Below are 25,974 nucleotides of genomic sequence, written 5' to 3' on the forward strand. Positions count from 1 at the left end.
GCGAGATCGCGCGATCTCGCCGGGAGGGGTGAGCGTCTCCGGTGGGGACCGGGCGCTCCTCCGGCACCTCTCTACGATCGGGGGGTGATCGACCTGCGCCTGGTGCGCGAGCACCCCGACGTCGTCCGTGCCAGCCAGCGTGCCCGCGGCGCCGACGAGTCGCGGGTCGACGCGCTGCTGGCCGCCGACGCCGCGCGCCGCGAGGCCGTCAAGCGGGCCGACGACCTGCGCGCGGAGCAGAAGGCCGCCTCGCAGGCGGTGAGGAAGGCCGCGCCCGAGGAGCGACCCGCCGTGCTCGAGCGGGCCCGCGCGCTGGCCACGCAGGTCAAGGAGGCCGAGGAGGCGCAGCGGGCGGCCGACGCCGCGCTGCGCGAGGTGCACCTGTCGATCCCGAACGTCGTGCACGACGGCGTGCCGCCCGGCGGCGAGGACGACGCGGTGACGCTGCGGACCGTGGGCGAGGTGCCCTCCTTCGACTTCGAGGTGCGCGACCACCTGCAGATCGGCGAGGCGCTCGGCGCGATCGACACCGAGCGGGGCGCGAAGGTCTCCGGCGCCCGCTTCTACTTCCTCACCGGCCCCGGCGCGCTGCTGGAGTTCGCCCTCGCCCAGCTGGCGATCAGCCGCGCGGTGGCCGCCGGGTTCACCCCCGTCGTCGCCCCCGCGCTGGTCAAGCCCGAGGCCATGGAGGGCACCGGCTTCCTCGGCGAGCACGACGAGGAGGTCTACAAGGTCGAGCGCGACGACCTCTACCTCGTCGGTACCTCCGAGGTCGCCCTCGCCGGGATGCGGATGAACGAGGTGCTCGACCTCTCGGCCGGCCCGCTGCGCTACGCCGGCTGGTCCTCGTGCTTCCGCCGGGAGGCCGGCAGCTACGGCAAGGACACCCGCGGGATCATCCGCGTGCACTGGTTCGACAAGGTCGAGATGTTCAGCTTCTGCGCTCCTGCGGAGGCCGCCGCCGAGCACCTGCGGCTGCTGGCCTGGGAGGAGGAGTTCCTCCAGGCCCTCGAGCTGCCCTACCGGGTGGTGGACATCGCCGCCGGCGACCTGGGCACCAGCGCCGCCCGCAAGTACGACATCGAGGCGTGGTTCCCGTCGCAGGGCACCTACCGCGAGCTGACGTCGACGTCGGACTGCACCACCTTCCAGGCCCGCCGACTGGCCATCCGCCACCGCGACGAGGACGGCCGGCCGCAGACCGCGGCCACCCTCAACGGCACCCTGTGCGCGATCGCCCGCACCATCGCCTGCCTGCTCGAGGTGCACCAGCGCGCCGACGGGTCGGTGCACGTGCCGGTGGCGCTGCGCCCCTGGCTGGGCGGGGTCGAGTCGCTCACGCCGGGCATGACCCTGGCCGCGCCGGTGCCCGCGTGACCGGGGCCGCGCCCCGGCCGGTCATCTCCGGGCACGTCCCCTCACCCGAGTCCGACCGGGTGGTCGAGCTCGGCGACCTCGGGAGCTGGCGACCGAAGCTCGTGGCCACCGACCTCGACGGCACCCTGCTCACCTCCCAGGGCGTCATCAGCCCGCGCACGCGGGCGGCCCTGGAGACGTGCTGGGCCGCCGGCATCCCGGTGGTCGGCGTCACCGGGCGGGGGCCGCGGCTGCTCGACAGCGTCCGGACCGCCCTCGACGGGCGCGGCATCGCGGTGCTCGCGCAGGGCGGCTACGTCGTCGACCTCGAGCGCGACGAGGTGCTCCGCACGGTCGGGCTGCCCCGCTCGCAGGCCACGGCGGTCATCGAGCGCATCGAGGCCGTGGCCGGCGAACTGGTCGTCGCGGTCGAGGACGCCGCCGAGCAGGCCGAGTCACGCGAGGGGGCGCACGCGCCGCTGCGGGTGCAGCACGGGTTCGACTGGCCCTATCCCGAGCCCGCCTCCCTGCTGCCGCGCCACCAGGTCCTGCCGCAGGGCGCCGTCCTCAAGGTCTTCCTGCGCTCCCCCTCGGTCGGCCAGGACGAGCTGCTGGCCCGCGCCCTGCGGGTGGTCGACCCGGCCGAGGCCGAGGTGACCCACGCCGGGCTCGGCTTCATCGAGGTCCTGCCGCCCGGCGTCACCAAGGCCACCGGCCTGGCCGTCGCGCTCGAGCGGTACGGCGTCGGGTTCGGTGACGTGCTCGTCTTCGGCGACATGCCCAACGACCTGCCCATGATGTCCGCGGTCACCCGGGCCGGCGGTCGCGCGGTCGCCGTCGCCAACGCCCACCCGGCCGTGCGGGCGGCCGCTGCCGGGGAGACCGGAGGGCACGACGCCGACGGCGTCGCCCGCTACCTCGAGGCGGTGCTGGCCGGTGTCTGACTGGCGTCCGCGGCTGATCGCCAGCGACATGGACGGCACGCTGCTGCGTTCCGACGACACCGTCAGCGACGCGACGGTGGCCGAGCTGGAGCGGTGGCGGGCCGCCGGCGTGCCCGTCGTCCTGGCCACCGGCCGGCCGCCCCGGTGGATGAGCAAGATCAGGCGGGTGCTCGGCTCGGGCACCGCGGTCTGCTGCAACGGCGCGGTGCTGTTCGACCTCGAGCGCTTCGAGGTGCTCGAGGAGGACGCGCTGCCGCCCGAGCTCCTGCGGACCGTCACCGCGGCCCTGCGCGCCGAGCAGCCCGACACCGGGTTCGCCGTCGAGTACGGCCTGGAGTTCCGGCACGAGCCGGTGTACCAGCCGCGGTGGGACGTCGGCGGGCCCGGCGTGGCCGCCGCCACCCTCGAGGAGATCGTCGCCGCGCCCGCGGCCAAGCTGCTCGCCCGCCACGAGACCATGGACCGCGACCCCTTCGTCGCGCTGGTGCAGCGCGTGGTCGGCGACCGCGCCACGGTGACGACGTCGTCGGAGAACGCGCTGGCCGAGATCTCCGCGCCGGGCGTCACCAAGGCCACGGGCCTGGCGCGGGTCGCGGCGCGGCACGGGCTGGGCCCGGAGGACGTCGTCGTGTTCGGGGACATGCCCAACGACGTCGCGGCCTTCGACTGGGTCCGCGAGGGCGGCGGCCGGGCCGTGGCGATGGCGCAGGCGCACCCCGAGGTGCTGGCCGCGGCCACCGACGTCACCGGCACCAACGACGACGACGGCGTCGCCGCGTTCCTCGCCTCCCTCTGACGTCTCCGACCGGAGCGATGATCAGGTGACCTGATCATGGCGCGTCCTCCCTCACCGCCCACCGTGAGGGAGGACGCGCTGCGGTGAGGGAGGACGGTCTCAGGCGGCCGCATCGGCGGGACCGGGCTCCGGGCGGCGGACGACGGTGAAGCGCCGCGGGCCGGGGAGCGGCGTGGCGAGCAGGCCGGCGAGGCGGGCGGCCACCGCGTGCACCGCGCTGAGGTCCTCCTGGGCGACGCGCACCATCCGGACGTCGAGCTCGCGGATCCGGTCCTCGCGGCGCTTCTCCTCCCACAGCACGTCACCGGCGGTGCGACCCGACCGGGGATCGAGGTACTTCACCCGCCCGTCGAACTCCACGGCGACAGCGGCGTCGTCGAACCAGGCGTCCACCCGCGCGACGAACCCGCGGGGCCCGTGCAGTTCCACCTGCAGCTCGGGCCGGGGCAGCCCCGCCGCCAGGAACGCCAGCCGGCCCCGCGTCTCCAGGGGCGACTCGGCGCGTCCGTCGGCGAGGTCCACGGCCCGCGCCGCCTCCCCGATGCCCAGCCAGTGCGACTGGGCGAGCACGGCCGTGCGGAGGTCGTCGCGCCGGACCCGCTCGCTGTGCAGCGCCTCGTCGAGGGCGACGACGGCGTCGGCGAGGGCCCACTCCCGGGCGCAGTCCACCAGCGTGCGTGCCACACAGGTCACGGCGAGCGGGGCGTCGTGGACGACGTCCCCGGTCGGCAGCTCGGCCGCCGCGATCCGGTAGCCGCGTCCGCGGCGCCACGCGTCGGGATGGGTCAGGCGGACGGCGCCGTCGGGGGAGCGGGGCAGGACCAGCTGGTGGAACCGGGCGGCGGAGTCGTGGCTGACGACGGGGCCGGGACCCAGCACGGTGAGGGCGGCCGCGCACTCGACGAGGTGCCGGGCCCGGGGGTCGTCGGCGAGGGCGAGCCAGGTCGCCGTCTCGACGTAGACGCCGCGGCGCAGCCGGTGCCAGCGGCCGGTGCCCACGGCGGAGCGGATCTCGTCGGGCCGGCAGCCGGCGCGGCGGGCGTCGGCGACGGTGAAGACGCCGAGGCGGCGCCGGGCGGCGGACTCGAGGAGCGGGTGCACGCGAGCAGTCTGCGAGCGTGGCGTCCGAGGGGAACCCGGTCAGCCGGATCTGTGGACGACGCCGTCCTCCCTCACCGTCGCGCGTCCTCCCTCACCGCCCACCGTGAGGGAGGACGCGCCACGATCAGGTGACCTGATCGTGGCGCCGCCACCTCACAGGTACTGGCCGCCGCCGGGACGGGGCTCGGCGGGCACGGCGCCGCTGGGCAGGGCGCGACGGCGGATCTCCTCCAGCTGCGCCCGGGCGGCCATCTGTTGCGCGAACAGGGCCGTCTGGATGCCCTGGAACACGCCCTCCAGCCAGCCGACCAGCTGCGCCTGCGCGATCCGCAGCTCCGCGTCGGAGGGGGTCTCGCCCTCGGTGAAGGGAGAGGTGATCCGCCGCAGCTCGTCGCTGAGCTCGGGCGCGAGCCCCTGCTCCAGCTCGCGGATCGAGGAGGCGTGGATGTCGCGCAGCCGCGCGCGGCTGGGCTCGTCGAGGGGCGCGGCGCGCACCTCCTCGAGCAGCTGCTTGATCATCGTGCCGATCCGCATGACCTTCGCCGGCTGCTCGACCATCTCGCTCAGGCCGTGCGTGCCGTCGCCGTCCTCCGCCCCGCCGGCGGGCACGGGCATCGCGCCGACCGGCCGGCCGTCAGGACCGACGACGACGACCTGCTGCGGACGCTCGCTGCCGTTCTGCGGTGCCGTCATGCCCTCCATCCTGCCCCTCGTCCGGCGGGGTCGAACGCGCGGCGCCCGGGTGCCGCCAGGACGTGGCCGGCAGAACCGCTCCGTCTAGGGTCGCCCGCATGGGACCGGGGGAGCCACGGCTGGACGTCGCGCGCGTCCGCGGCCTGTTCCCCGGCCTGTCCGACGGGTTCGTGCACACCGACGCGCCCGCCGGCACGCTGGTGCCCGAGAGCGTCGTGCACGCGGTCTCCTCGGCGATGCGGGTGCCGGTGGCCAACCGCGGCGGGGTCTTCCCGTCCTCGGCGCGCACGGAGGGCCTGCTGGCCAGCGCCCGCGCGGCGGTGGCCGACCTGGTGGGCGGCGTCTCCACCGGGGTGGTCCTGGGCGCCAACACCACGACGCTGACCTACGCCCTCGCCCGGGCGCTGGCGCGCACGTGGCGCTACGGCGACGAGGTCGTGGTCAGCCGCCTGGACCACGACGCCAACATCCGCCCGTGGCTGCAGCTGGCCGAGCAGGCCGGCGCCGTCGTCCGGTGGGCCGAGGTGGACATCGAGACCGGTGAGCTGCCGGCCTGGCAGTACGACGAGCTGATCACCGCGCGCACCCGCCTGGTGGCGGTGACGGCGGCCAGCAACGCGATCGGCACGCGTCCCGACGTCGCCGCGATCGCCGCCCGCGCCCACGCCGTCGGGGCGCTGGTGTTCGTCGACGCCGTCCAGGCCGCCCCGCACGTGTTCCTCGACCGGGCCGCGCTGGGCGCGGACTTCCTGGCGGTGTCGGCCTACACCTTCTGCGGGCCGCACGTGGGCGCGGTGGTCGCCGACCCGGCGCTGCTGACCGAGCTCGTCCCCGACCGGCTGCTGCCCGCGCCGGACCGCGTGCCCGACCGCTTCGAGACCGGCACCCCGCCGTTCGAGCTCTACGCCGGCGTCACCGCCGCCGTCGACCACCTCGCCGGCCTGTGCGAGGACGCCACCGGCAGCCGGCGTGACCGGCTGCGCGCCTCGATGGCCGCCGTCGCCGCCTACGAGGGCGGTCTGTTCGACTGGCTGGACCAGGCGCTGCGGGCCATGCGGCACGTGCAGGTGGTCGGCTTCCCCGAGCACACGACGCCGACCCTGTCGTTCACCGTCCCGGGCATGCGCCCCCGGCAGGTGGCCGCCGAGCTCGCCCGCCGCGGGGTCTGCGCCTGGGACGGCGACTTCTACGCCCGCGAGCTGTTCGACGCCCTCGGGGTCAACGAGGCCGGCGGAGCCATCCGGCTGGGGCTGGCGCACTACAACACCGCCGAGGAGGTCGGCTACGTGATCGACTCGGTGGCGGCCCTGCGCGGCGCCCTCTAGTCAGGCGTCGGGGAGCAGCAGCACCTTCCCGACGTGCTCGCTGGCCTCGACGACGCGGTGCGCCTCGGCCGCCCGCGACATGGGCAGCCGCCGGTCGACGATCGGCCGCACCACGCCGCGCTCGACGTCGGGCCACACCTCGGCGCGCACCGCCGCGACGATCTCGGCCTTGCCGCCCGGGCCCGTGGCCGGCCGCGAGCGCAGCGCGGTGGCGTGCACCGACGCCCGCTTCGCGAGGAGCTTGCCGAGGTCGAGCTCGGCCCGGGTGCCGCCCTGCATGCCGATGACGACCAGCCGGCCGCCGACGGCGAGGGCGTCGACGTTGCGGGGCAGGTACGCGGCCCCCATGTTGTCCAGGACGACGTCGACCCCCGCGCCGTCGGTCTCCTCGCGCACCCGCTCGACGAAGTCCTCGTCGCGGTAGTTGATCGTGACCTCGGCGCCCAGCTCCCGGCAGAACTCGAGCTTGGCCGCCGTCCCCGCGGTGGTGGACACCCGGGCTCCGGCCCGGACGGCGAGCTGGATCGCCATCGTGCCGATGCCGCTGGACCCGCCGTGCACGAGGGACGTCTCGCCGCGGCGCAGGCGGGCCAGCTGGAAGACGTTGGACCACACGGTGCAGGTGACCTCGGGCAGCGCGGCGGCGGTGGCCAGCTCCACTCCGGCCGGGCGGGGGAGCAGCTGCACGGCGGGGACGGCGACCCGCTCGGCGTAGCCGCCACCGGCGAGCAGCGCGCACACCTCGTCGCCGACCGACCAGCCGGTCACGCCCTCGCCGACCTCGCTCACGACCCCGCTGCACTCCAGGCCGAGGACCTCGCTGGCGCCCCTCGGCGGCGGGTAGTTCCCCGCGCGCTGCAGCAGGTCGGCCCGGTTGACCGCGGTGGCGGCGACGTCGACGACGACCTCGCCGGGGCCGGCCACCGGGTCGGGGACCTCGCCCCAGCCGAGGACCTCGGGGCCGCCGGGACCGTCCATGGTGACCGCACGCATGCGCCGACCTTAGAAGCCCCCCTGCCCCGTGCCGACGCGAGCCCGCGAGCGGTGGGGCAGGGGGCCTTCGTCAGACGCGGGCCTTGAGGTCCTTGCGCAGGATCTTGCCGGCCGCGGACTTGGGCACCTGCTCGATGAACTCGACCGCGCGGATCTTCTTGTGCGGTGCGAGCCGGCTGCCGGCGTAGTCCATGACCTCCTGCTCGGTGATCTCCGCACCGGGCGCCCGGACGACGAACGCCTTGGGCAGCTCCTCGCCGGTCTCCTCGTCCTTGACGCCGATGACGGCGGCGTCGGCGATGGCCGGGTTGCCCAGCAGCACGGCCTCGAGCTCGGCCGGGGCCACCTGGTAGCCCTTGTACTTGATCAGCTCCTTGACCCGGTCGACGACGGTGTAGCAGCCGTTCCCGTCGACGATCGCGACGTCGCCGGTGTGCAGCCAGCCCTCGGCGTCCAGCGTCTCGCGGGTGGCCTGCTCGTTGTTGAGGTAGCCCTTCATGACCTGCGGGCCGCGGACCCAGAGCTCACCGCGCTCGCCGGGGGCGGCGTCCTGGCCGGTGGAGGGGTCGACCAGGCGGCACTCGGTGTTGGGCAGCGCCAGGCCGACCGAGCCCTTGGGGACCGCGGGAACCCCCTCGGGCAGCCGGGTGGCGTCGGGCGTGGTGTGCGAGACCGGCGACAGCTCGGTCATCCCGTAGCCCTGGGCGACCACGACGCCGTCGGCCGCGCCCTTGCGCAGCCGGTCCTGGGCGGCCTGGGCCAGCGCCTCGTCCAGCGGCGCGGCGCCGGAGGTGATGCTGCGCAGCGAGGACAGGTCGAACTGGTCGACCATCGGGTGCTTGGCCAGCGCCAGCACGATGGGCGGCGCGACGAAGGCCCGGGTGATCTCCTGGTCCTGGATGGTGCGCAGGAACTGCTCGAGGTCGAACCGCGGCAGGGTCACCACGGTGCCGCCCCACTGCAGGCCCTGGTTCATCAGCACGGTCAGGCCGTAGATGTGGAAGAACGGCAGGACGGCGATGATCCGCTCGTCGCCCTCGTGCAGCTCCACCAGCGGGCGGGACTGACTGACGTTGGCCACCAGGTTGCGGTGGGTGAGCATGACGCCCTTGGGCAGGCCGGTGGTGCCGCTGGAGTAGGGCAGCGTGACCAGGTCGTCCGCCGGGTCGACGTCGACCTGCACCGACGGCGCGTCGCTGGAGATGAGGTCGAGCAGCGAGGCGTGCCCCTCGGCGCCGTCCATGACGACCACCTCGTCGACCGGCGACTGCTCCACGGCCTCCAGCGCCCGGTCGAGGAACGGCGAGACGGTGATGAGCACCTTGGCGCCGGAGTCCTTCAGCTGGAAGGCGACCTCGTGGGCGGTGTAGAGCGAGTTGATCGGGCTCATCACGCACCCGGCCCGGGCGATGCCGTGGAAGACGACCGGGTACCACATCGTGTTCGGGCAGAGGACGGCGACGACGTCGCCCTTGCGCAGCCCGCGGGCGGCGAGCGCGGCGGCGACGCGGTCGACGTAGGTGGCCAGCTGACCGTGGCTGATCGAGTCACCGGTCAGGCCGTCGACGAGCGCCGGGGCGTCGGGGCGCGACGCGCCGCCGGCGAGCACGAACTCGGGGACCGACAGATCGGGGATCTCGATGTCGGGGTAACGACTGGCCAGTGCCACTGGGGGCTCCTCCTCGGGGACGGGTGACGCCAGTCTCACACCCCCGGGGTGTCGCGGGACACGGGGTTACTCGCCAGTCACCTCATCGTGGCCACAGCACCGACTGGGTGCAGCGGAACAGCGCGAGGGTCTTCCCGGCGTCGGAGGAGACGACGGCGTCCCACACCTGGGTGCTGCGGCCGGCGTGCGCGTTGGTGGCCACGGTGCTCACCCGTCCCTCGCGCACCGTGCCCAGGAAGTTGCTCTTCAGCTCGATGGTGGTGAACCCGGCCGAGCCCTCCGGCAGCAGCGCGCGGGTGGCCAGACCGCAGGCGGTGTCGGCCAGGGCGACGACGGTGGCCGCGTGCAGGTAGCCGTTGGGCGCGAGCAGGTCCGGGCGGACGTCGAGCGTGGCCGCCAGCCGGCCGGGCTCGTGCGCGGTGACGGTGAGGCCGAGCAGCCCCGGCAGCGTGCCCGGCAGGAGCCCGTTGAGCTCGTCGGCGGTGAGGAACCCGGTGGCGGCCATGCGGAGCAACCTAGCTCCGGTGGGTGCGCGCCACGATCAGGTCACCTGATCGTCGAGTGTCCTCCCCGACGTCCCACGGTGAGGGAGGCCGCGTCACGGTGAGGGAGGACGCGCCACGATCAGGTCACCTGATCATCGCGGCGCCCGCGCCGGGGCCCGTGCCGGCGGCCGGCCGGCCGCAGCGGATGGGTCAGGGTCCGGTGAAGTCGGCCGTGGCCCCCCGGAAGCGCCGGCGCCGGGCGCGCACCCGCTCCCCGCCGTTGCGGCGGCGCAGGTGCAGCCGCTCGTGGTGCGACTCGGACGAGTGGACGACGGTGACCGGGCACGGCGCGTGCAGGACGCAGTGCATGCTCGTCGACCCCAGCAGCATGCTGGAGAACCCGCCGTGCCCCCGGCTGCCGACCACGAGCAGGTCCGCGCCGGCCGACTCGCGGATGAGCGCGTCCGCCGCCGAGCCGAGGACGGCCGTCACGTGGATCTCCGGGTGCGGCTCCGGGACCTCGTGGAGCACCTCGGCGATGAACACCTCGGCCCGCTCCACCGCCTCGGCCTCGGCCTGGTCGTAGTCGAAGCCGCCGACCGCGTCGAAGTCCATCCACGCCTCGGGTGGGCGGTGGGAGGTGACCGCCTCGACGGGCACGCCCCGGCGGACGGCGTCCTCGACGGCGAACCGCAGCGCCGCCTGCGCTCCTGCCGACCCGTCGACGCCCACCACCACGCGCCGTCCTCGTGCCTGGGGTGCGTCGATCCCCGTGGCCTGCTCGGACATGACGGCCTCCTCAGCGCCGCCGCCGTGGGGCCCGCTGCCGCCACGGGCGACCCGATCATCGCCCGGTCGGTCCCCCGGCACCAGGGACCTCCGTCGTCCCCTCGGCGCCCCGCGAGGGCGGCCCCCTCGCAGGGGCCCGCCGCGAGCTCGCGAGCGGTGGGGGGCGAGGGGGCCCTTCTTCAGGCCAGGCCGCGGACGGTGCGGGCCGGGGGACGGTCGCCGCGGATGGCGGCCACCATGTCGAGCGTCTGCCGGGTCGCGGCGACGTCGTGGGCGCGGAACACCCGGGCACCCAGCCAGGCGCTGACCGCCGTCGCCGCGAGCGTCCCGGTGAGCCGCTCCTCCAGGACGACGTCGAGGGTCTCGCCGACGAAGTCCTTGTTCGACAGCGCCACCAGCACCGGCCAGCCGGTCGCGACCAGCTCGTCGAGCCGCCGCGTCGCCTCCAGCGAGTGCCGGGTGTTCTTGCCGAAGTCGTGACCCGGGTCGACCAGCACCCGCTCGCGGTCGACGCCCGCGGCCACGGCCGCCTCGGCCAGCGCCGTCGTCCGGCGCACCACGTCGGCGACGACGTCGTCGTACTGCACCCGGTGCGGCCGGGTCCGCGGCGGCAGGCCGCCGGCGTGCGTGCACACGATGCCCGCGCCCGCCTCGGCGGCGACGTGCGCCAGCTCCGGCTCCACGCCGCCCCACGCGTCGTTGACGACGTCGGCCCCGGCGGCCAGCGCCTCGCGGGCGACCTCGGCGCGCCAGGTGTCGATCGAGATCGGCAGCTCCGGGTGGGCGGCGCGGATGGCGGCCACCAGGTCGACGGTGCGGCGGATCTCCTCGGCGGCGTCGACCTCCTCGCCGGGCGCGGCCTTGACCCCGCCGACGTCCACCACGTCCGCGCCCTCGGCCACGACCCGGTCCACGCGCTCGACGGCGGCGGCCAGCTCGTAGGTGGCGCCGCGGTCGTAGAAGGAGTCCGGCGTGCGGTTGACGATCGCCATGACGAGCAGCCCCCCGTCGGGCACGTCGAGCCGGCCCAGTCGCAGCACCCGTGTCCCCCGTCCCCGCCGTCGGTGTGGTGGAGTCAGCCAACCAGACCACAGCGACACGGACCGAGGACACAGGAGGACGGCGATGGCGCAGACCACCGTGGACGGCGTCGAGGGTGTGCAGGGGCTCGTCGGCCAGCACCTCGGCCACAGCGACTGGGTGACCGTGACCCAGGAACAGGTGCAGCAGTTCGCCGACGCGACCGGGGACCACCAGTGGATCCACGTCGACGTCGAGCGGGCGAAGCGGGAGAGCCCCTTCGGGGGTCCCGTGGCGCACGGCTACCTGACGCTGTCGCTCGTCCCGTCGCTGCTGCCGCAGATCGTGGAGATCACCGGCTTCCGCATGGGCGTCAACTACGGCACCGAGAAGGTGCGCTTCCCCTCGCCGGTGCCGGTGGGCAGCCGGGTCCGGGCCGGCGCGACGCTGGCCTCGGCCACGCCGCTCGAGGGCGGGATCGCGATGAACATGGACGTCACCGTCGAGGTCGAGGGCGCGTCGAAGCCGGCGATGGTCGCCACCGTTGTCTACCGCCGCTACCTGTAGGACCACGCGGTCGACATCGCGTAGGACCACGCGGTCGAGATCGCGCGATCTCGTACGCCCACGGCCGCTGGGACGTGCGAGATCGCGCGATCTCGACCGCTGTGTCAGGTGACGATCGCCTGGTTGACCAGGGCGCGCAGGTAGGCCCGGATCGGCAGGGTCGACGAGGGCAGCAGCTGCGTGAAGAACGTGACGACGACGTCCTCGACCGGGTCGACGTAGAACGCCGTCGACGCCGCCCCGCCCCAGCTGTAGTCGCCGACGCTGGCCACGCCGCCGTAGCGGACCGGGTCGATGACCATCGAGAAGCCCAGGCCGAAGCCGACCCCGCGCAGCGGCGTCTCGGCGAACAGCGGCCGGCCGAAGGTCTCCAGGTCCGCGCCGCCGGGCAGGTGGTTGCGGGTCATGTGCGCCAGCGTCCGCGGGCCCAGCAGCCGCCCGCCGTCGAACGAGCCGCCGCGGCGGAGCATCTCGGCGAAGCGCACGTAGTCCGCGGCGGTGGACACCAGGCCGCCGCCGCCGGAGAGGAACGCCGGCTTGCTGTGCGCCGCGGCGCCCATCGCGTCCAGCGGCGCGAACCCGGTGGCCGGCCCGCCCGGCGTGCCGGGGACGGCGGCGTAGAGGCGGGCCAGCGAGGTGACGTCGTCGTCCTCGCGCAGCCCGAAGGACGTGTCGGTCATCCCCAGCGGGCCGAAGACCCGCTCCTGGAAGAAGACGTCGAGCGTCTGTCCCGAGACCACCTCGACCAGCCGGCCGAGGACGTCGGTGGAGACGCCGTAGTTCCACTCCGAGCCGGGCTGGAAGACCAGCGGCACCGAGGCCCACTGGCGGCAGACCTCGGCGGAGTCGGCGCCGGGCGGGGTGCCCCACTCGTGGCCCATCGCGCGGTACATCGCGTCGACCGGGTGGGCGTGGTGGAAGCCGTAGGTCAGCCCCGAGGTGTGGGTGAGCAGGTGCGCCACCCGGATCGGCTCGATCTGCGGCTGGGTGACCGGCTTCTGCGCCGACCCGGCCACGTAGACGCGGGTGTCGGCGAACTCGGGCAGCCACTTGGTGATCGGGTCGGTGAGCTCGAGGAGGCCCTCCTCGTAGAGCATCATCGCCGCCACCGAGGTCACCGGCTTGGTCATCGAGAAGATGCGCCAGCGGGTGTCCTCCTCGACCGGGAGGCCCTCCTCCACGTTGCGGGCGCCGTGGCGGCCGACGTGGGCCAGCCGGCCGCGCCGCGACACGGTGACGAGGAAGCCGGGCAGCTGCCCGTCGTCGACCCAGCGGGTCAGCCGCCGGTCGAGGCGCTGCAGCCGGGCGGGGTCGAGCCCCACCTCGGCCGGGTCGGTGTCCAGGGTCAGTCCGCTGCTCACGCGCTCCTCCGTCCCGCGCCGTCCGCCCGCCGGGCGGCGCCTGCCCTCGCATCCTCACCCACGCGGACGTGGGACCGGTCACAGGGGGCAGGCGCCGCCCCGGCCCGGCGGCACGGGCGGCCGGTCGGACCGGGACGTCCGTGGGCGGCCGCCGATCAGACCGGGACGTTGCTGGCGGCCTTCTTCAGGTTGGAGCCGGCGGTCACCTTGACGGTGTTGGCCGCGGGGATGTCGATCGACTCGCCGGTCTGCGGGTTGCGACCGGTGCGGGCCGAGCGCTGGGTCCGCTCGACGGTGATCAGCCCGGAGACGGCGACCTTCTCGCCGCGGGTGATCGCCTCGACGAGCTCCTCCTGCAGGCCGGCCAGGACGGCGTCGACGGTGCCGCTGGGCACGTCGGCGCGCTTGGCGATGGCGGAGACGAGTTCGGCCTTGTTCACGGGGATCCTCTCGGAGGTGTCGCGGCCGCGCGGTCTCGGCGGGCCGCCGTGGTGTCGCCGGCCGCGGTGCGCGGCCGGGCGTCCCGGGCGGGAGCCCGGAGGACGGGCCGGAGCCCCGTCGAGGCGGCCCGGCCCGGGGCACCGTGTCACGCCGACGGGCATATGGCCAGTCCGGGAGGCCTGCGGCACCCGGCCGCCCCGCCGGTCCCAGCCGCCCCAGGACGGGGCGCCGACGCTCCGGAGCAGGTCCGTCGGCGGCGACATAGCGTGGGGCGCATGCCGCAGCTCCCCGGGACCGACCTGACCGTCAGCGACCTGTGTCTGGGCGGCAACGTCTTCGGCTGGACGGCCGACGAGCCGACGTCGCACGCCGTCCTCGACCGCTTCGTCGACGCGGTGCCCGGCGCGCTGCGCCCGTTCGTCGACACCGCCGAGATGTACGGCGACGGCCGCTCCGAGCAGATCCTGGGCGGCTGGATGGCCGAGCGCGGCCTGCGCGACCGCGTGGTCGTGGCCACCAAGGCCTCACCGCAGCAGAAGGCGCACCCGCTGGCGGCCGGCGAGATCCGGGAGGCGGCCGAGCGCTCGCTGCGCAACCTGCGGACCGACCGCATCGACCTCTACTACGCGCACTACGACGACGAGACGACGCCGCTGGAGGAGACGCTCACCGCCTTCGACGAGCTCGTGCGCTCGGGCAAGGTGCTGCACGTCGCGGCGTCGAACTACTCCCCGGCCCGGCTCACCGAGGCGCTGGAGACCTCCGAGCGGCTGGGCCTGGCGCGCTACGTCGCGCTGCAGCCGCACTACAACCTGCTCGAGCGGCCGGCCTACGAGGACGGGCTGCGCGACGTCGTCGCGGAGCACGGGCTGGGCTGTCTGCCCTACTTCTCGCTGGCCAAGGGCTTCCTCACCGGCAAGTACCGGGCCGGGGAGCGGGTCGACTCACCGCGCGCGAAGGGCGCCATGGCCTACGCCGGCGGGCGCGGCGACCGCGTGCTGGCGGCGCTGCAGGAGGTGGCCGACGCCCACGCGGTGACGCCGGCCGCGGTGGCGCTGCGCTGGCTGGCCGACCAGCCCACCGTCGTCGCCCCCATCGCCAGCGGCCGCGACGTCGACCAGCTCGCCGACCTGCTGCCGGTGCAGGACCTGGTGCTCGCCGACGACGAGCGCGCCGCCCTGACCGCCGCCAGCGCCTGGTGACGGACCCTCCGGGAGAACGGGCGGCCCTCTGCAGGGTCCCGCCGCGAGCTCGCGAGTGGTGGGGGGCAGAGGGGTCCTCACTCAGCAGCGGGCGGAGGCGGCCGAGGCGAGGTCCTCGACCCGCAGCAGCCCGAGGACGCCGCCCTCGGCGTCGGTGCAGACCACCGGGTCGAACCGGTGCGCCGGAGGCCGGGTCAGCGCCCGGTGCAGGGTCTCGGACACCCCGTCGGCCGGCTGCGCGCACAGCGAGACCGGGGCGGTGTGCACCTCGCCGGTGCGCGGGTCGGCCAGCCGGAGGGCCAGCGGCTCGCCCCGGGGACCGACCAGCACCAGCGGCGGCAGGCCGGGGGAGGGCTCGGTGGCGTCGCACTGCCGCACCGGGCGCAGCAGTCCCGCCAGGCCGCCGGCCCGCCGGGCGCGTGCGACCTGGCTCCGGACCAGGTCGGCCACGTCGGCCGACAGGGGTGCGAAGCCCGGCGTCGGGCGGCCCAGCAGCCAGCCCTGCGCGAGCGGGACACCCAGGCGGGCGACGGCGGCCAGCTCGCCGCGGGTCTCGACGCCCTGGGCGAGCAGCCAGGCGTCGGTGCGGCCGGTCAGCGCGCCCAGCACCTCGGCGATGGCCTGGCGCACCGGGTCGGTGTCGACGCCGGCGACCAGGGAGCGGTCGAGGGTGACGAGGTTCGGCCGCAGCGCGGCGACCTGCTGCAGCCCCGACCACCCCGCACCGGTGTCGTCGAGGGCCACCAGGGCCCCGCGGGCGCGCAGCGCGGCCACGTGGCCGCGCACCGCGGTCAGGTCGGCCACCGGGGCGTGCCCGGTCAGCCCGAGGACGACGCCCCGGAGGTCCGGCCGGCCGGCCAGCGCGGCCTGCACCGGGCGGGTGCCGAGCAGGTGCGGCCCGACGTTGACCGACAGGAAGGTGCCCGCGGGCAGGTGCGGGACGGCGGCCAGGGCCCGGTGCAGCGCCAGGGCCTGCAGCTCGGCGGCGACGCCGGCGTCGGCGGCCGCGGCGAACCAGGCCTCGGGGGCCGCGGTGCCGGGGAAGCGGGCCAGCGCCTCGTAGCCGGCGACACGGGCGCGGGCGAGGTCGACGACGGGCTGGAAGACGAGGGTGAGGTCGCCGGGGTCGGCCAGCAGCGGCCGGCAGTCCGGTGGGCGCGTGGTCAGGGTCCCCGGCATGGGGGAGGCATCGACCCGCCCCCGCGTGCGCTCGACCGGCGCGGCCGCGCATCTCACCCGACCGGGGGACCTGCCGACCGGACGCGTTCGTCCGTATCCGGGTCCGCGCGTGGCACGATGGTCCGCTGCGGCCGCTGGGGTCGCGCGCGCACGAGGAGGCGTCGTGGCCGTCCCCGTGCCGCTGCAGGGCCCTGACCTGCTCCGCGACGCCCATCGCGTCGCCGCCGCCCGCCGGCTGCTCGTCGAGGTGCCCGGACCGGCGGCCTACGACCGGCTCTCCGCACTGGCCGCCCGCCTGCTCGGCGCGGGCCACGCCAAGGTCACCCTGTTCACCGACGAGGACACCGTGGTCGGCGGCCACGGCCTGCCGCCGGGCGTCGTCGGCGGCCCGGCGCTGCTGACCGGCGCGCTGTCCGCGCGGGTCGTGCAGGAGGAGCGCGCGCTGGCGGTGCCCGACGCCCGGGCCGACGCCCGCGTGGCCGACCTGCCCGCCGTCACCTCCGGCGCGGTGGCGTCCTACCTCGGCTCACCGCTGGTGTCGGCGTCCGGGCGGGTCGTCGGCGTCCTCGCCGTGTACGACGAGGCGCCGCGCGCGTGGTCGGACGACGACGCGGCGCTGCTGGAGCACCTGGCCGCCTCGGTCGTGGCGGAGTTGGAGCTCTCGGCGGCGCGCTCGGCGATCGGCGCCTCGCTGGCCCGGCTCGACGTCGCCCTCGAGGCGAGCGAGGTGGGCATCTGGGAGAACGACCTGCGCGCCGGCGTCCTCTCCTGGGACGAGCGGTGCGCGGCGGTGCACGGCCTCGAGGGCGCACGGGAGTTCACCGACGTCGACCGGGTGCTGGCCGACCGCATCCACCCCGACGACCACGCCGCCGTCCGGGAGGCCATGGCCGAGGCCCTCGCCGGCTCGGGCGAGTACGTCGTCGAGTGCCGGGCCCTGCACACCGACGGCTCGGTCCGCTGGACGGTCTCCCGCGGGCGGGTGGTGCGCGACGCGCGCGGTGAGCCGGTGCGGGTCCTGGGCACCGTCGTCGACGTCACCGACGCCCGCGAGCAGGCCGACCGGCGGATGGCGGCGGTGCAGCGGGCCGCCGCGGTGGCGGAGGTCGCCGCGGAGCTCGCGAACGCGACGGCGCTGTCCCAGCTGGCCGAGATCGCGCTGCGGGGCGCCCGGGTGCTGGGGGCCGCCTCCAGCGCGCTGGCCGCCTTCGACGACGCCGACGGGACGTTGCGGCTGCACCTGGCGCGGCGGCTGGCCGACTCCGTGGCCACGGCGGCCGCGGAGTCCGACGTCGAGGTGGACCTGGGCGACCGGGGCGTGGCCGTCGATCTCGACGACGACCTGCCCACCCAGTACGCCGCCCGCCACGGCGAGCGCTTCCTCTTCACCCGCCTGCAGGAGGCGGTCGCGCGGTTCCCGCGGATGGCCGAGGTCGGGCCGCTGCTGGGCCTGCGCGCGCTCGCCGCGCTCCCCCTGCGGGTGGAGGGCCGGCTGCTCGGCAGCTTCGTCGTCGTCTGGGACACCGACCACGTCTTCCCCGACACCGACGTCGAGCTGCTCGAGGCGCTCACCGCCCAGATCGCGCTGAGCGTCTCGCGGCTGCGCTCGCAGGCCGAGCGGGCCGCCGCCGTCACGGCGATGGCCGCGGCCAACCGGCGGCTGCAGCTGCTGGCCGACGCCGGCCGGGTGCTCTCCGGCAGCCTCGACATCACCGACCAGCTCGACCGCCTCGCCGGCCTGGTCGTCCCGGCGCTGGGTGACTGGTGCTGGATCGTCGTCACCGACGAGCAGGCCCGGCTGCACGAGGTCGCCGCGGCGCACCGGGACCCCGGCCGCCGGGACGACGTGGCCGGCTACGTCCGGGCCATGGTCGCGGGGATGGGCGACGAGCACGCCGCGCGGGTGGTGACGCGGACCGGCCGGCCGCTGGTGGTGCCCGAGATCGACGCCGCCCGGATCGCCCGGGCGCTGCCCGAGCCGGCGGGGCAGGAGGCCCTCGCCCGGCTGGCGCCCCGCTCGGCGCTGGTGGTGCCGCTGCTCGCCCGGGGGGAGGTCATCGGCGCGCTCGGCCTGGCCAACGGAGCCGACCGCGGCCCGCACGCGCCGGCCGAGGTGGAGACCGCCGTCGAGATCGGCCGCCGGGCGGGCCTGGCGCTGCAGTCGGCGCGGCTGTTCGAGCAGCAGCGCGACCTCGCCGACGCCCTGCAGCGCAGCATGCTCACCGCGCCGCCCCGGCCCGAGGGCTGCGACATCGTCGTCCGGTACCTCCCGGCGTCCGAGGGCGCCGAGATCGGCGGCGACTGGTACGACGCGTTCGTCGAGGCCGGGGGCGACACGGTGCTCGTCATCGGCGACGTCGTCGGGCACGACCGGCACGCCGCCGCGGCGATGGGGCAGCTGCGCGGCCTGCTGCGCGGCATCGGCTACGCCGGCGGCGCCTCGCCGGCCGGGGTGCTCGCGCAGCTGGACCGGGCTGCGTCGGGGCTGGCCATCGGCGCGATGGCGACGGCGCTGGTGGCCCGGCTGGAGCGGCTGCCGGGGGAGGCGGCCCGGCTGCGCTGGTCGAGCGCCGGGCACCCGCCGCCGGTGGTGGTCGACCCCGACGGCGGGGTGCGCCTGCTCGATCCCGGCCCGGCCGACCTGCTGCTCGGCGTCGACCCGGGCCGCGCGCGCACCGACCACGACGCCGTCCTGCCGGTGGGCAGCACCGTCCTGCTCTACACCGACGGGCTGGTCGAGCGCCGCGACCGCCACCTCGACGCCGGCACCGACGAGCTGCTCGCCGTCCTGCGCGGGTGCGCGGGCGTGCCGCTGGAGCAGGTGTGCGACCGGGTGCTGCGCCGGCTGTTCCTGCCCGACGCCGAGGACGACGTCGCGCTGCTGGCCGTCCGGGTGCTGTGACGTCCGGGTGCTGTGACGTGCGGGTGCTGTGACGTCCGGGGTCGGGTCGGACCGCCCGATCCGCCGTCCTCCCTCACCGCAGCGCGTCCTCCCTCACGGTGGGCGGTGAGGGAGGACGCGCGATGATCAGGTTCCCTGATCGTGGCGCGCCCCCGGCGTCAGGTCGGGGTGACCTCGTAGGTGTGCCCGGCGGCGCGCAGCCGCTCGACCAGCACGTCGCCCAGTGCCGTCGCCGGGGTCAGCGAGCCGGCCCGGTCGGGCAGCCGGTCGCCGTCGAGCGCCAGCCCCAGCGCGACCTCGCCGAGCATCACCGACGTGGCCTTGTACCCGGGGTCGCCGGGGCCGGACGCGGTGGCCCGGTAGTGCCGGCCGCTCTCGGTGTCGGCGTCGACCACCATGCGGAAGAAGCCCTTCTCGCGGGCCGCCTCCGACGGGCCGCTGCCGGGCGCGGGCAGCACCCGGTCGAGCAGTGCGCGGGTGGGGGCGAAGGCCAGTGCGCCGAGCCCCGCGGCCAGGCCCGTGGTGATGCCGGCGGCGGTGAGCGCCCCGGTGAGGCCGCGCCCGGCGCTCATCGCCTCCCCGTAGCGCATGCCGCGGCCGTAGGCCCACTGCTGCAGCGCGTTGCTGCGCCGCACGATCCGGGTGTTGAACGGCGCCATGACGAACGGCGCGGTCCACCGGCCGTCGGCGGCCAGGGCCGGCGGGGCGGCGTCCGGGGGCTGGCGGGTGCCGGGTTCGGTGGCGCGGTCGGGGGAGAGGGCGTAGGGGTCGGCGATCACCCGGCGCAGGTCCCGGTCGGTGGCCATGGCCTCGATCTGGGCGCGCATCGAGTCGATCGTGCCGCCGCTGACCCCGCCGCGGGCGCTGGCCACCAGGCGGACGTCGGTGAGTCCGCCGGCGCCGTCGGCGCGGGCCCGCTCCGCGAGCAGGTACACCGACAGGTCGGAGGGGATGGAGTCGTAGCCGGCGGCGTGCACGAGCCGGGCGCCGGTCTCCCGCGCCACGGCGTCGCAGCGGTCGATGGCCTCGCGGACGAAGAGCACCTCGCCGGTGAGGTCGGCGTAGTGCGTGCCGGCCCGGGCGCAGGCCTCGACGACGGGCAGCCCGTACCGGGCGTAGGGCCCGACGGTGGTGACCAGCACGCGGGTGCTCTCCGCCAGCCGGGTCAGCGACGCCGGGTCCCCGGTGTCGGCCTCCAGGAGCGGCCAGTGCCGCCCGGCCGCCGGCAGCTCCGCCGCCACGGCGGCCAGCCTCTCCCGCGACCGGCCGGCCAGGGCGACGCGCAGGCCGGGCGGCGCGGCCTCTGCCAGGTAGCCGGCCACCAGCCGGCCGACGAAGCCGGTGGCACCGAAGAGGACGACGTCGTGCTCGCGCGCGGGCTCGGTCACACGGGCCATCCTCGCCGTCCCCCGCCGGTCCGCGCGACCGCGTCGCGTCCACCGTGCCGGAGGGGCCCCGCCGCTCCGGGCGCCGGGGCCCTCAGCGCGTGCGGCGCCTGGTCCGCCGGCGCCCGTCGGGCCGGTCGCCGCGGTCGCGGGCCAGCCGCTGGCGGGCCCGGTCGGGCAGGTCGACGGCGACCGGCGCCTCCCAGCCGCGCCACACCGCGAGCACCCGCAGGGTGGCCACCAGCCCGATGACCAGCAGGGCCACCGGGATGGGCTCGAGCCCGGCGGGGCCGGCCAGCACGGTCAGCGCCATGGCGCCCAGCAGCGCGGCGACGGCGTTGTAGGGCCCGGGCTGCACGATGTCGGCCCGCTGCGCCAGCAGGACGTCGCGGATCACCGCCCCGCCGACGGCGGTCAGCGTGCCGATGAACACCACCGAGGCGCTGGGCAGCCCGGCCAGCTGCGCCTTCTGGGCGCCGATGACGGTGAACAGGCCGAGGGTGACCGCGTCGAGCGCCACGAGCAGCGGGTTGAGCCGGGAGAGCCAGCCGGAGAAGTAGAAGGTCACCGCCGCGGTGATCGCCACGGCCGGCAGGTACGCCGGGTCGGTCAGCGCCACCGGCGGGCCGGCGGCCAGCAGCACGTCGCGGATCAGCCCGCCGCCCAGCCCGCCGCTCACCGCCAGCAGCAGCACCCCGGAGACGGCGAACCCCTCGCGCGCGGCGAGCAGCCCGCCGGTGAGCGCGCCGACGACGATCGCGGCGAGGTCGACCGCGGCCGGCACGTGCAGGGTCTCGGTGGCTGCGGCCACGGTGCTCACGGCAGGGTGCTCACGGCAGGGCGCTCACGGCCGGGGTGCTCACGAGCGGTCATCATCCCGCCCGGGAGCGGCGGTCCGGCAGCGCGGCTCCCCCTCCGGGGGGAGCTGCGCTGTACCCGCCGGCAGGAGCGGCCGATCAAGGGCGCATGAGCCGGTCCGGGAGCACCACCGCGGTCGGCACCCGGCTGTTCGCCGCCTACGCGGCGGCCAGCCTGGTTCCGGTGGTCGTGCTGGGCGGGGTGCTGGCGGCGGGCAACCGGCAGGACGCCGTCGACCGCGCCCTCGAGTACGGCTCCGCGCAGGCCGCGGTGGTCGAGGAGATGGCGATCGCGCCGGCGCTGCGCGGCCAGGACCTCGCGATGGGGCTCACCGGGGCCGAGCGCGAGCGGCTGCAGGTCGCCACCGACCTCGCCGTCTTCCGCGGGTCGATCCTGCGGCTGCGGCTGCGCGACTTCTCCGGCGCGGTGGTCTTCGCCGACGACGGTTCCGGCGGGCCGGTCGAGGCCCTGCCGGACTACCCCCCGGGCGAGGGCGTCGTCCCGGCCACCGGGCCGGCCTTCACCGCCGCAGCGGACGGTGGCACCGACGTGGCGCTGCTCGACGACGACGGCCTGGCCGTCGGGCGGGTGATCCGCGTGCTCCAGCCCATCGTGGCCGACACCTCCGGCCGCTCGGTCGGCGTCCTGGAGCTGCTGCTGCCCTACGACGCCGTCGCCGCCGAGGTCGAGGCGGCCACCGCGCGCACCTACTGGCGCCTGGGCGCGGGGCTGGGCGTCCTCTACCTGGTGCTGGGCGCGATCTCCTGGTCGACCACCCGGCGGCTGCGCCGGCAGGCCGCGCAGGCCGCCCACGACGCGCTGCACGACCCGCTGACCGGCCTGGCCAACCGCGAGCTGTTCGCCCGCCGGGTGACCGCGGAGCTCGACCGCGGCACCCCGGGCGCCGTCGTCCTCGTCGACCTCGACCGGTTCAAGGAGGTCAACGACACCCTGGGGCACCACGCGGGGGACCACCTGCTCCGCGAGGTCGGCCGCCGGCTGGCCGCCACGGTCCGCTCCGGCGACACCGTGGCCCGTCTGGGCGGCGACGAGTTCGGCCTGCTCCTGCCCGGGGTCGACGGCGCCGCGGACGCCCGGGAAGCTCGTGCAGCGGGTCAGCGACGCGCTGTCGGTCGAGACCGTCGTCGACGGCGTCCGGCTGACCGTGGAGGCCAGCTGCGGCATCGCGATGCACCCGGCCGACGCCGCCGACATCGAGACGCTCATGACCTGCGCCGACGCGGCGATGTACCAGGGCAAGCGCGGCGCGACCGGCGTCGTCGTCTACGACCCCCGCTCGACCGCCCCCTCGCCGCACTCCCCGGCGCTGCAGCACGACGTCCGCCGCGCCTTGGAGGACGGTGACCTGCGCCTGCACTACCAGCCGCAGGTGGACCTGGCCTCCGGCCGCACCACCGGCGTCGAGGCGCTGCTGCGCTGGCAGCACTCGCAGCGCGGGCTGGTCGGGCCCGGTGAGTTCCTGCCGGCCCTGGAGCAGTCCGGCGTCATCGGCGCGCTCACCGAGTGGGTGCTCGGCCGGGCGCTGGCCGACTGCGCGGCCTGGACCGCCGCCGGTGAGGACTGGACCGTCTCGGTCAACGTCTCGGTGCGCAACCTCGAGCAGCCCGGCTTCGCCGACACCGTCGCCCGGCTGGCCGCCGCCGCCGGGGTGCCGCCGTCGCGCCTCCACCTGGAGGTGACCGAGACGGCGCTGCCGGCCGACCTCGCCGCCGCCTCGGCGTGTCTCGCCGAGCTGGCCGCGCACGGCTTCGGTGCCGCCCTCGACGACTTCGGCGTCGGCTTCGCCAGCCTGTCGCACCTGCGCGAGCTGGCGCTCACCGAGGTCAAGGTCGACCGGGTCTTCGTCACCGGGGCCGCGGCGCACGCCGAGGACGCCGCCGTCGTCCGCTCGCTGGTCGAGCTCGCGCACGGCCTGGGGCTGTCGGTCTGCGCCGAGGGCGTGGAGACGGCCGAGGTCGCCGCCTGGCTGCGCGCGGTCGGCTGCGACCGCGCCCAGGGCTGGTACTTCTCCCGGCCACGCCCGTGGCCGGACCTCGTCCGCGCGGACCCCCCGGTGCCCGCGCCGTCCGTGGAGGTCCTCGCGTGACCCGCTCCTCCCGTGTCCTCGCCGGCACCGCCGTGCTCGCCGCCGTGCTCGCCACGGCCGGTTGCGACGGGACCGACCACGCCGCCGCGGCGGTCGGCCCGACCGTCACCCTCGACGAGACGCTGCACGCCGCACTGCCCGAGGACGTGCGGGAGGCCGGCGTCCTGACCGTCGCCAACGACCCGTCCTACCCGCCGGCCTCCTCGTTCGGCCCGGACGGGCGCACGATCGTCGGCTTCGAGCCCGACCTCGGCGCCGCGCTCGGCGACCTGCTCGGGATGGAGGTGGAGTTCCGGGCGTCGTCGTTCGACACGCTGCTCGACGACCTCGCCGCCGACCGGTTCGACCTGGTCATGAGCGCGGTCACCGACACCGCCGAGCGCGAGCAGCAGGCCGACTTCGTCAACTACTTCCGCGCGGGGTCCTCGATCGTCGTGTCCCGCGGCAACCCGCTCGGGATCCACGACCTCGCCGGGCTCTGCGGCCGCGGCGTGGCCGTGGAGGCCGGGACCGTGCAGGTCGGCCTGCTCGACCGCGCGCAGGCCGGGTGCACGCGGCGGATCGACGTCCGCGAGGTGGCGACCAACGACGACGCGCTGCTGGAGCTGCGCACCGGGCGCGCGGACGCGGTGCTCGCCGACTACCCGCCGGCCGTGTTCGTGACCACCGACCCGCGCACCCAGAACAGCTACCAGCTGGTCTCCGACTCCCAGTACGAGCCGGGGCTCTACGGCATCGCCGTCGCCCCGGACCGGACGCAGCTGCGCGACGTCCTCACCGAGGCGCTGCAGCGGCTGGTCGACGACGGCGTCTACCAGGAGCTGCTCGACCGATGGGACGTCGGCCACGGCGCCGTCGCCGCGGTGACCGTCAACGGCGCCCTGCCCGCCGGCTGACCCGGACCGTCCGGTGACGTGCCGGAACGGCCGTCCGGCAGGACAGGGGGTCCCCTGCCCGGGCGGGCCCCGCGCGTCGTCCCCGGGAGTGCAGGGGGTCCCCGTCTCCGGTGAGGTGGGGACGTGGACCACCGCGACGACCCGATGGACCCGACCGCCCACCCCCGCCCGCTGCTGCGCCGGCCCTGGACGTCGCTGGAGGGGGAGTGGCAGTTCGCCGCCGACCCCGACCTGGCCGCCACGGTCGGCAGCGTCGCCTTCGACCGCCGCATCCGGGTCCCCTACGCACCGGAGACCCCGGCGAGCGGTGTGCACTCGACCGGCCCGCTGCACCGCGCCTGGTACCGCCGCCCGCTGCCGGGCCGCGCCGGCGACCGCCGCACCGTGCTGAACTTCTCCGCGGTGGACCGCGTCTGCGACGTCTGGGTCGGCGGCGCGCACGTCGCCTCCCACGAGGGCGGCTACACCCCTTTCCGCGTCGACGTCACCGAGCACCTGGGCGAGGGCGGCGCGGACCTCGTCGTCCGGGCCGACGACGACCCGCGCGACCTCGAGGCGCCGCGCGGCAAGCAGGACTGGCGGGACGAGCCACACGAGATCTTCTACCCGCGCACCACCGGCATCTGGCGCACGCCGTGGCTCGAGCAGGTGGCGCGCGCGCACGTCGCCGACGTCGTGTGGCGCGGCGATCCGCACACGCTGCGCGTCGACGTCCGCGTGGAGCTCTCGGTGCCGGTCCGCGGCGCCCGGCTGCACCTGCGGCTGCGGGCCGGTGACCGGCTGCTGGCCGACGACGTCGTGCGGGTCGACGGCGCCGTGGTGGAGCGGACCCTGCAGGTGGGGGAGGGCGGCACCGACGACCGCTGGCACCTGACCTGGGAGCCGCACCGCCCGGTCCTCCTCGACGCCGAGCTGGCGCTGGTGACCGACGGCGGCGAGGTGCTCGACGAGGTGGCCAGCTACACGGCGCTGCGCTCGGTGGCCGCCGAGGACGGGCACCTGCTGGTCAACGGCCACCCGGTGCCGCAGCGGCTGGTCCTCGACCAGGGGTACTGGCCGGCCACCGGCGCCACCCCGCCCGACGTCGCGGCGCTGCGGCGGGACCTGGAGTTCACCCGCGCGCTCGGGTTCACCGGCGCCCGCAAGCACCAGAAGACCGAGGACCCGCGCTGGCTGGCCCTCGCCGACCGGGCGGGGCTGCTGGTCTGGGCGGAGATGCCCTCGGCCTACCGCCCGGGACCGACGGCGGCCGCCCGTCTGCTGCGCGAGTGGCCCGAGGTGGTCGCCGCGCACCGCGGCCACCCCAGCGTCGTCGCGTGGGTGCCGCTCAACGAGTCGTGGGGCGTGCAGGAGGCGGCCACCGACCGGCGCCAGCGGGGACTGATCAGGGCCCTCGCGGCGACCGCGGACGCGCTCGACGGCACCCGACCGGTCTCGGCCAACGACGGCTGGGAGGCCCTCGGTGGCGGGATCCTCGGCGTCCACGACTACGTGCAGGACCCCGCCGTGCTCGCCGCCCGCTACGCCACCCGCGAGGACGTCGAGCGCGCCGCGACCGGACGGCGGCCCGACGGCCGCCTCACCGACCTCGACCGGGCGGGGATCGCCGGGCGCACCGTCGTCCTCTCGGAGTTCGGCGGCGTGGCGCTGCGCTCGGCGGAGGCCGGGGGCTGGGGATACGCCGACGCCTGCTCCCCGGAGGACCTGCTGGCCCGCTACCGCGACCAGTGGGCGGCCGTGCACGCGAGCAGCGCGCTGGCCGGGGCGTGCTGGACGCAGCTGACCGACACCTACCAGGAGGTCAACGGGCTGCTGACCGCCGACCGGGTGCCCAAGTGCGACCTCGAGCAGCTGCGGCGGGCCACCCTCGGGGAGGCGTGACGGGCCGGTCACGGGCGCGTCACG

22 protein-coding genes and 2 pseudogenes are annotated in these 25,974 nt (G+C 76.2%); 12 read left to right on the top strand and 12 right to left on the bottom strand.

The window, feature by feature from the left end; translation table 11 throughout:
- The first annotated feature begins 84 nt into the window (after positions 1-84).
- Genes serS through ACWIZO_RS08180 form a run of 3 tightly spaced genes read left to right on the top strand, consistent with a single transcriptional unit; the run spans position 85 to position 3,096 of the window.
- On the top strand, positions 85-1,377 hold the full coding sequence (gene serS, locus ACWIZO_RS08170; protein ID WP_448641996.1) for a serine--tRNA ligase: 1,293 nt from the start codon (positions 85-87) through the stop codon (positions 1,375-1,377).
- Positions 1,374-2,300, top strand: coding sequence for an HAD family hydrolase (locus ACWIZO_RS08175; RefSeq protein ID WP_448641997.1), 927 nt, complete (start codon positions 1,374-1,376; stop codon positions 2,298-2,300). The genes serS and ACWIZO_RS08175 overlap by 4 nt, the downstream gene beginning before the upstream one ends.
- Complete coding sequence (locus ACWIZO_RS08180) at positions 2,293-3,096, top strand: HAD family hydrolase (RefSeq protein WP_448641998.1); 804 nt, start codon at positions 2,293-2,295, stop codon at positions 3,094-3,096. Before ACWIZO_RS08175 ends, ACWIZO_RS08180 begins: the two co-directional genes overlap by 8 nt.
- 99 nt (positions 3,097-3,195) lie before the next feature.
- Here ACWIZO_RS08180 and ACWIZO_RS08185 read toward each other — a convergent pair whose 3' ends face one another.
- Both ACWIZO_RS08185 and ACWIZO_RS08190 read right to left on the bottom strand, forming a co-directional pair.
- On the bottom strand, positions 3,196-4,197 hold the full coding sequence (locus ACWIZO_RS08185) for a type IV toxin-antitoxin system AbiEi family antitoxin domain-containing protein (protein ID WP_448641999.1): 1,002 nt from the start codon (positions 4,195-4,197) through the stop codon (positions 3,196-3,198).
- Positions 4,198-4,350: 153 nt separating this feature from the next.
- Positions 4,351-4,890 (bottom strand): bacterial proteasome activator family protein, encoded by a 540-nt coding sequence (locus tag ACWIZO_RS08190; RefSeq protein ID WP_448642000.1) that lies wholly within the window; start codon positions 4,888-4,890, stop codon positions 4,351-4,353.
- A 98-nt stretch (positions 4,891-4,988) separates the two neighbouring features.
- On the opposite strand from ACWIZO_RS08190, the gene ACWIZO_RS08195 reads away from it, so the two are divergent.
- Positions 4,989-6,215, top strand: coding sequence for a cysteine desulfurase-like protein (locus ACWIZO_RS08195; RefSeq protein ID WP_448642001.1), 1,227 nt, complete (start codon positions 4,989-4,991; stop codon positions 6,213-6,215).
- Here ACWIZO_RS08195 and ACWIZO_RS08200 read toward each other — a convergent pair whose 3' ends face one another.
- The 5 genes from ACWIZO_RS08200 to folP all read right to left on the bottom strand — a co-directional run bounded on the left by ACWIZO_RS08200 (position 6,216) and on the right by folP (position 11,191).
- A complete protein-coding gene (locus ACWIZO_RS08200; RefSeq protein ID WP_448642002.1) occupies positions 6,216-7,208 on the bottom strand; it encodes an NAD(P)H-quinone oxidoreductase in 993 nt (330 codons plus the stop codon).
- 70 nt (positions 7,209-7,278) lie between these two features.
- Complete coding sequence (locus ACWIZO_RS08205; protein WP_448642003.1) at positions 7,279-8,877, bottom strand: AMP-binding protein; 1,599 nt, start codon at positions 8,875-8,877, stop codon at positions 7,279-7,281.
- Between the two features lie 82 nt (positions 8,878-8,959).
- Positions 8,960-9,382 carry a PaaI family thioesterase gene (locus tag ACWIZO_RS08210; RefSeq protein WP_448642004.1) on the bottom strand — a complete coding sequence of 141 codons (423 nt, stop codon included), beginning with the start codon at positions 9,380-9,382 and terminating at the stop codon, positions 8,960-8,962.
- A 190-nt stretch (positions 9,383-9,572) separates the two neighbouring features.
- Positions 9,573-10,151, bottom strand: a complete 579-nt coding sequence (locus tag ACWIZO_RS08215) for a universal stress protein (protein ID WP_448642005.1) — start codon at positions 10,149-10,151, stop codon at positions 9,573-9,575.
- Positions 10,152-10,330: 179 nt separating this feature from the next.
- Entirely contained in the window at positions 10,331-11,191 is an 861-nt protein-coding gene (gene folP, locus ACWIZO_RS08220) for a dihydropteroate synthase (RefSeq protein WP_448642006.1), read from the bottom strand.
- Between the two features lie 85 nt (positions 11,192-11,276).
- Here folP and ACWIZO_RS08225 point away from each other — a divergent pair, with 85 nt between their 5' ends.
- Positions 11,277-11,738: a MaoC family dehydratase gene (locus ACWIZO_RS08225; RefSeq protein WP_448642007.1), complete on the top strand. Its 462-nt coding sequence runs from the start codon at positions 11,277-11,279 to the stop codon at positions 11,736-11,738.
- 104 nt (positions 11,739-11,842) lie between these two features.
- On the opposite strand, the gene ACWIZO_RS08230 is transcribed toward ACWIZO_RS08225, so the two are convergent.
- Together ACWIZO_RS08230 and ACWIZO_RS08235 are read right to left on the bottom strand one after the other, a co-directional pair.
- The gene (locus ACWIZO_RS08230) at positions 11,843-13,099 is read right to left on the bottom strand and encodes a serine hydrolase domain-containing protein (RefSeq protein WP_448642008.1); all 1,257 of its coding nucleotides are present in this window, start codon (positions 13,097-13,099) and stop codon (positions 11,843-11,845) included.
- A 155-nt stretch (positions 13,100-13,254) separates the two neighbouring features.
- Positions 13,255-13,539, bottom strand: coding sequence for an HU family DNA-binding protein (locus tag ACWIZO_RS08235; protein WP_446758248.1), 285 nt, complete (start codon positions 13,537-13,539; stop codon positions 13,255-13,257).
- Positions 13,540-13,815: 276 nt separating this feature from the next.
- On the opposite strand from ACWIZO_RS08235, the gene ACWIZO_RS08240 reads away from it, so the two are divergent.
- Positions 13,816-14,742, top strand: coding sequence for an aldo/keto reductase (locus ACWIZO_RS08240; RefSeq protein ID WP_448642009.1), 927 nt, complete (start codon positions 13,816-13,818; stop codon positions 14,740-14,742).
- A gap of 81 nt (positions 14,743-14,823) precedes the next feature.
- On the opposite strand, the gene ACWIZO_RS08245 is transcribed toward ACWIZO_RS08240, so the two are convergent.
- Positions 14,824-15,921 carry an EAL domain-containing protein gene (locus ACWIZO_RS08245; RefSeq protein ID WP_448642010.1) on the bottom strand — a complete coding sequence of 366 codons (1,098 nt, stop codon included), beginning with the start codon at positions 15,919-15,921 and terminating at the stop codon, positions 14,824-14,826.
- A gap of 163 nt (positions 15,922-16,084) precedes the next feature.
- On the opposite strand from ACWIZO_RS08245, the gene ACWIZO_RS08250 reads away from it, so the two are divergent.
- Complete coding sequence (locus ACWIZO_RS08250; RefSeq protein WP_448642011.1) at positions 16,085-18,823, top strand: SpoIIE family protein phosphatase; 2,739 nt, start codon at positions 16,085-16,087, stop codon at positions 18,821-18,823.
- A 158-nt stretch (positions 18,824-18,981) separates the two neighbouring features.
- Here the strand turns inward: ACWIZO_RS08250 and ACWIZO_RS08255 are convergent, their stop codons facing one another.
- Both ACWIZO_RS08255 and ACWIZO_RS08260 read right to left on the bottom strand, forming a co-directional pair.
- Positions 18,982-20,211, bottom strand: coding sequence for a saccharopine dehydrogenase family protein (locus ACWIZO_RS08255; protein ID WP_448642012.1), 1,230 nt, complete (start codon positions 20,209-20,211; stop codon positions 18,982-18,984).
- Positions 20,212-20,302: 91 nt separating this feature from the next.
- Positions 20,303-21,019 carry a trimeric intracellular cation channel family protein gene (locus tag ACWIZO_RS08260; RefSeq protein WP_448642013.1) on the bottom strand — a complete coding sequence of 239 codons (717 nt, stop codon included), beginning with the start codon at positions 21,017-21,019 and terminating at the stop codon, positions 20,303-20,305.
- A 368-nt stretch (positions 21,020-21,387) separates the two neighbouring features.
- Here ACWIZO_RS08260 and ACWIZO_RS08265 point away from each other — a divergent pair.
- The 5 genes and pseudogenes from ACWIZO_RS08265 to ACWIZO_RS08285 form a co-directional block, all read left to right on the top strand.
- A pseudogene (locus ACWIZO_RS08265) lies at positions 21,388-22,152 on the top strand (diguanylate cyclase domain-containing protein); the annotation flags it as partial.
- Positions 22,153-22,171: 19 nt separating this feature from the next.
- A pseudogene (locus ACWIZO_RS08270) lies at positions 22,172-22,270 on the top strand (hypothetical protein); the annotation flags it as partial.
- 21 nt (positions 22,271-22,291) lie between these two features.
- On the top strand, positions 22,292-23,173 hold the full coding sequence (locus ACWIZO_RS08275; RefSeq protein WP_448642925.1) for a putative bifunctional diguanylate cyclase/phosphodiesterase: 882 nt from the start codon (positions 22,292-22,294) through the stop codon (positions 23,171-23,173).
- Entirely contained in the window at positions 23,170-24,069 is a 900-nt protein-coding gene (locus ACWIZO_RS08280; RefSeq protein ID WP_448642014.1) for an ABC transporter substrate-binding protein, read from the top strand. Before ACWIZO_RS08275 ends, ACWIZO_RS08280 begins: the two co-directional genes overlap by 4 nt.
- A gap of 123 nt (positions 24,070-24,192) precedes the next feature.
- Positions 24,193-25,950 carry a glycoside hydrolase family 2 protein gene (locus ACWIZO_RS08285; RefSeq protein WP_448642015.1) on the top strand — a complete coding sequence of 586 codons (1,758 nt, stop codon included), beginning with the start codon at positions 24,193-24,195 and terminating at the stop codon, positions 25,948-25,950.
- The last annotated feature ends 24 nt before the right edge of the window (positions 25,951-25,974 follow it).

This window comes from Geodermatophilus sp. URMC 63 (assembly GCF_053502565.1).

Coding starts and splice junctions, on each gene's coding strand:
- ACWIZO_RS08240 (WP_448642009.1), top strand. CDS start 13,816: ATGCCGCAGCTCCCCGGGACCGACCTGACCGTCAGCGACCTGTGTCTG.
- ACWIZO_RS08225 (WP_448642007.1), top strand. CDS start 11,277: ATGGCGCAGACCACCGTGGACGGCGTCGAGGGTGTGCAGGGGCTCGTC.
- ACWIZO_RS08195 (WP_448642001.1), top strand. CDS start 4,989: ATGGGACCGGGGGAGCCACGGCTGGACGTCGCGCGCGTCCGCGGCCTG.
- ACWIZO_RS08245 (WP_448642010.1), bottom strand. CDS start 15,921: ATGCCGGGGACCCTGACCACGCGCCCACCGGACTGCCGGCCGCTGCTG.
- ACWIZO_RS08190 (WP_448642000.1), bottom strand. CDS start 4,890: ATGACGGCACCGCAGAACGGCAGCGAGCGTCCGCAGCAGGTCGTCGTC.
- ACWIZO_RS08215 (WP_448642005.1), bottom strand. CDS start 10,151: ATGTCCGAGCAGGCCACGGGGATCGACGCACCCCAGGCACGAGGACGG.
- ACWIZO_RS08275 (WP_448642925.1), top strand. CDS start 22,292: ATGACCTGCGCCGACGCGGCGATGTACCAGGGCAAGCGCGGCGCGACC.
- ACWIZO_RS08200 (WP_448642002.1), bottom strand. CDS start 7,208: ATGCGTGCGGTCACCATGGACGGTCCCGGCGGCCCCGAGGTCCTCGGC.
- ACWIZO_RS08210 (WP_448642004.1), bottom strand. CDS start 9,382: ATGGCCGCCACCGGGTTCCTCACCGCCGACGAGCTCAACGGGCTCCTG.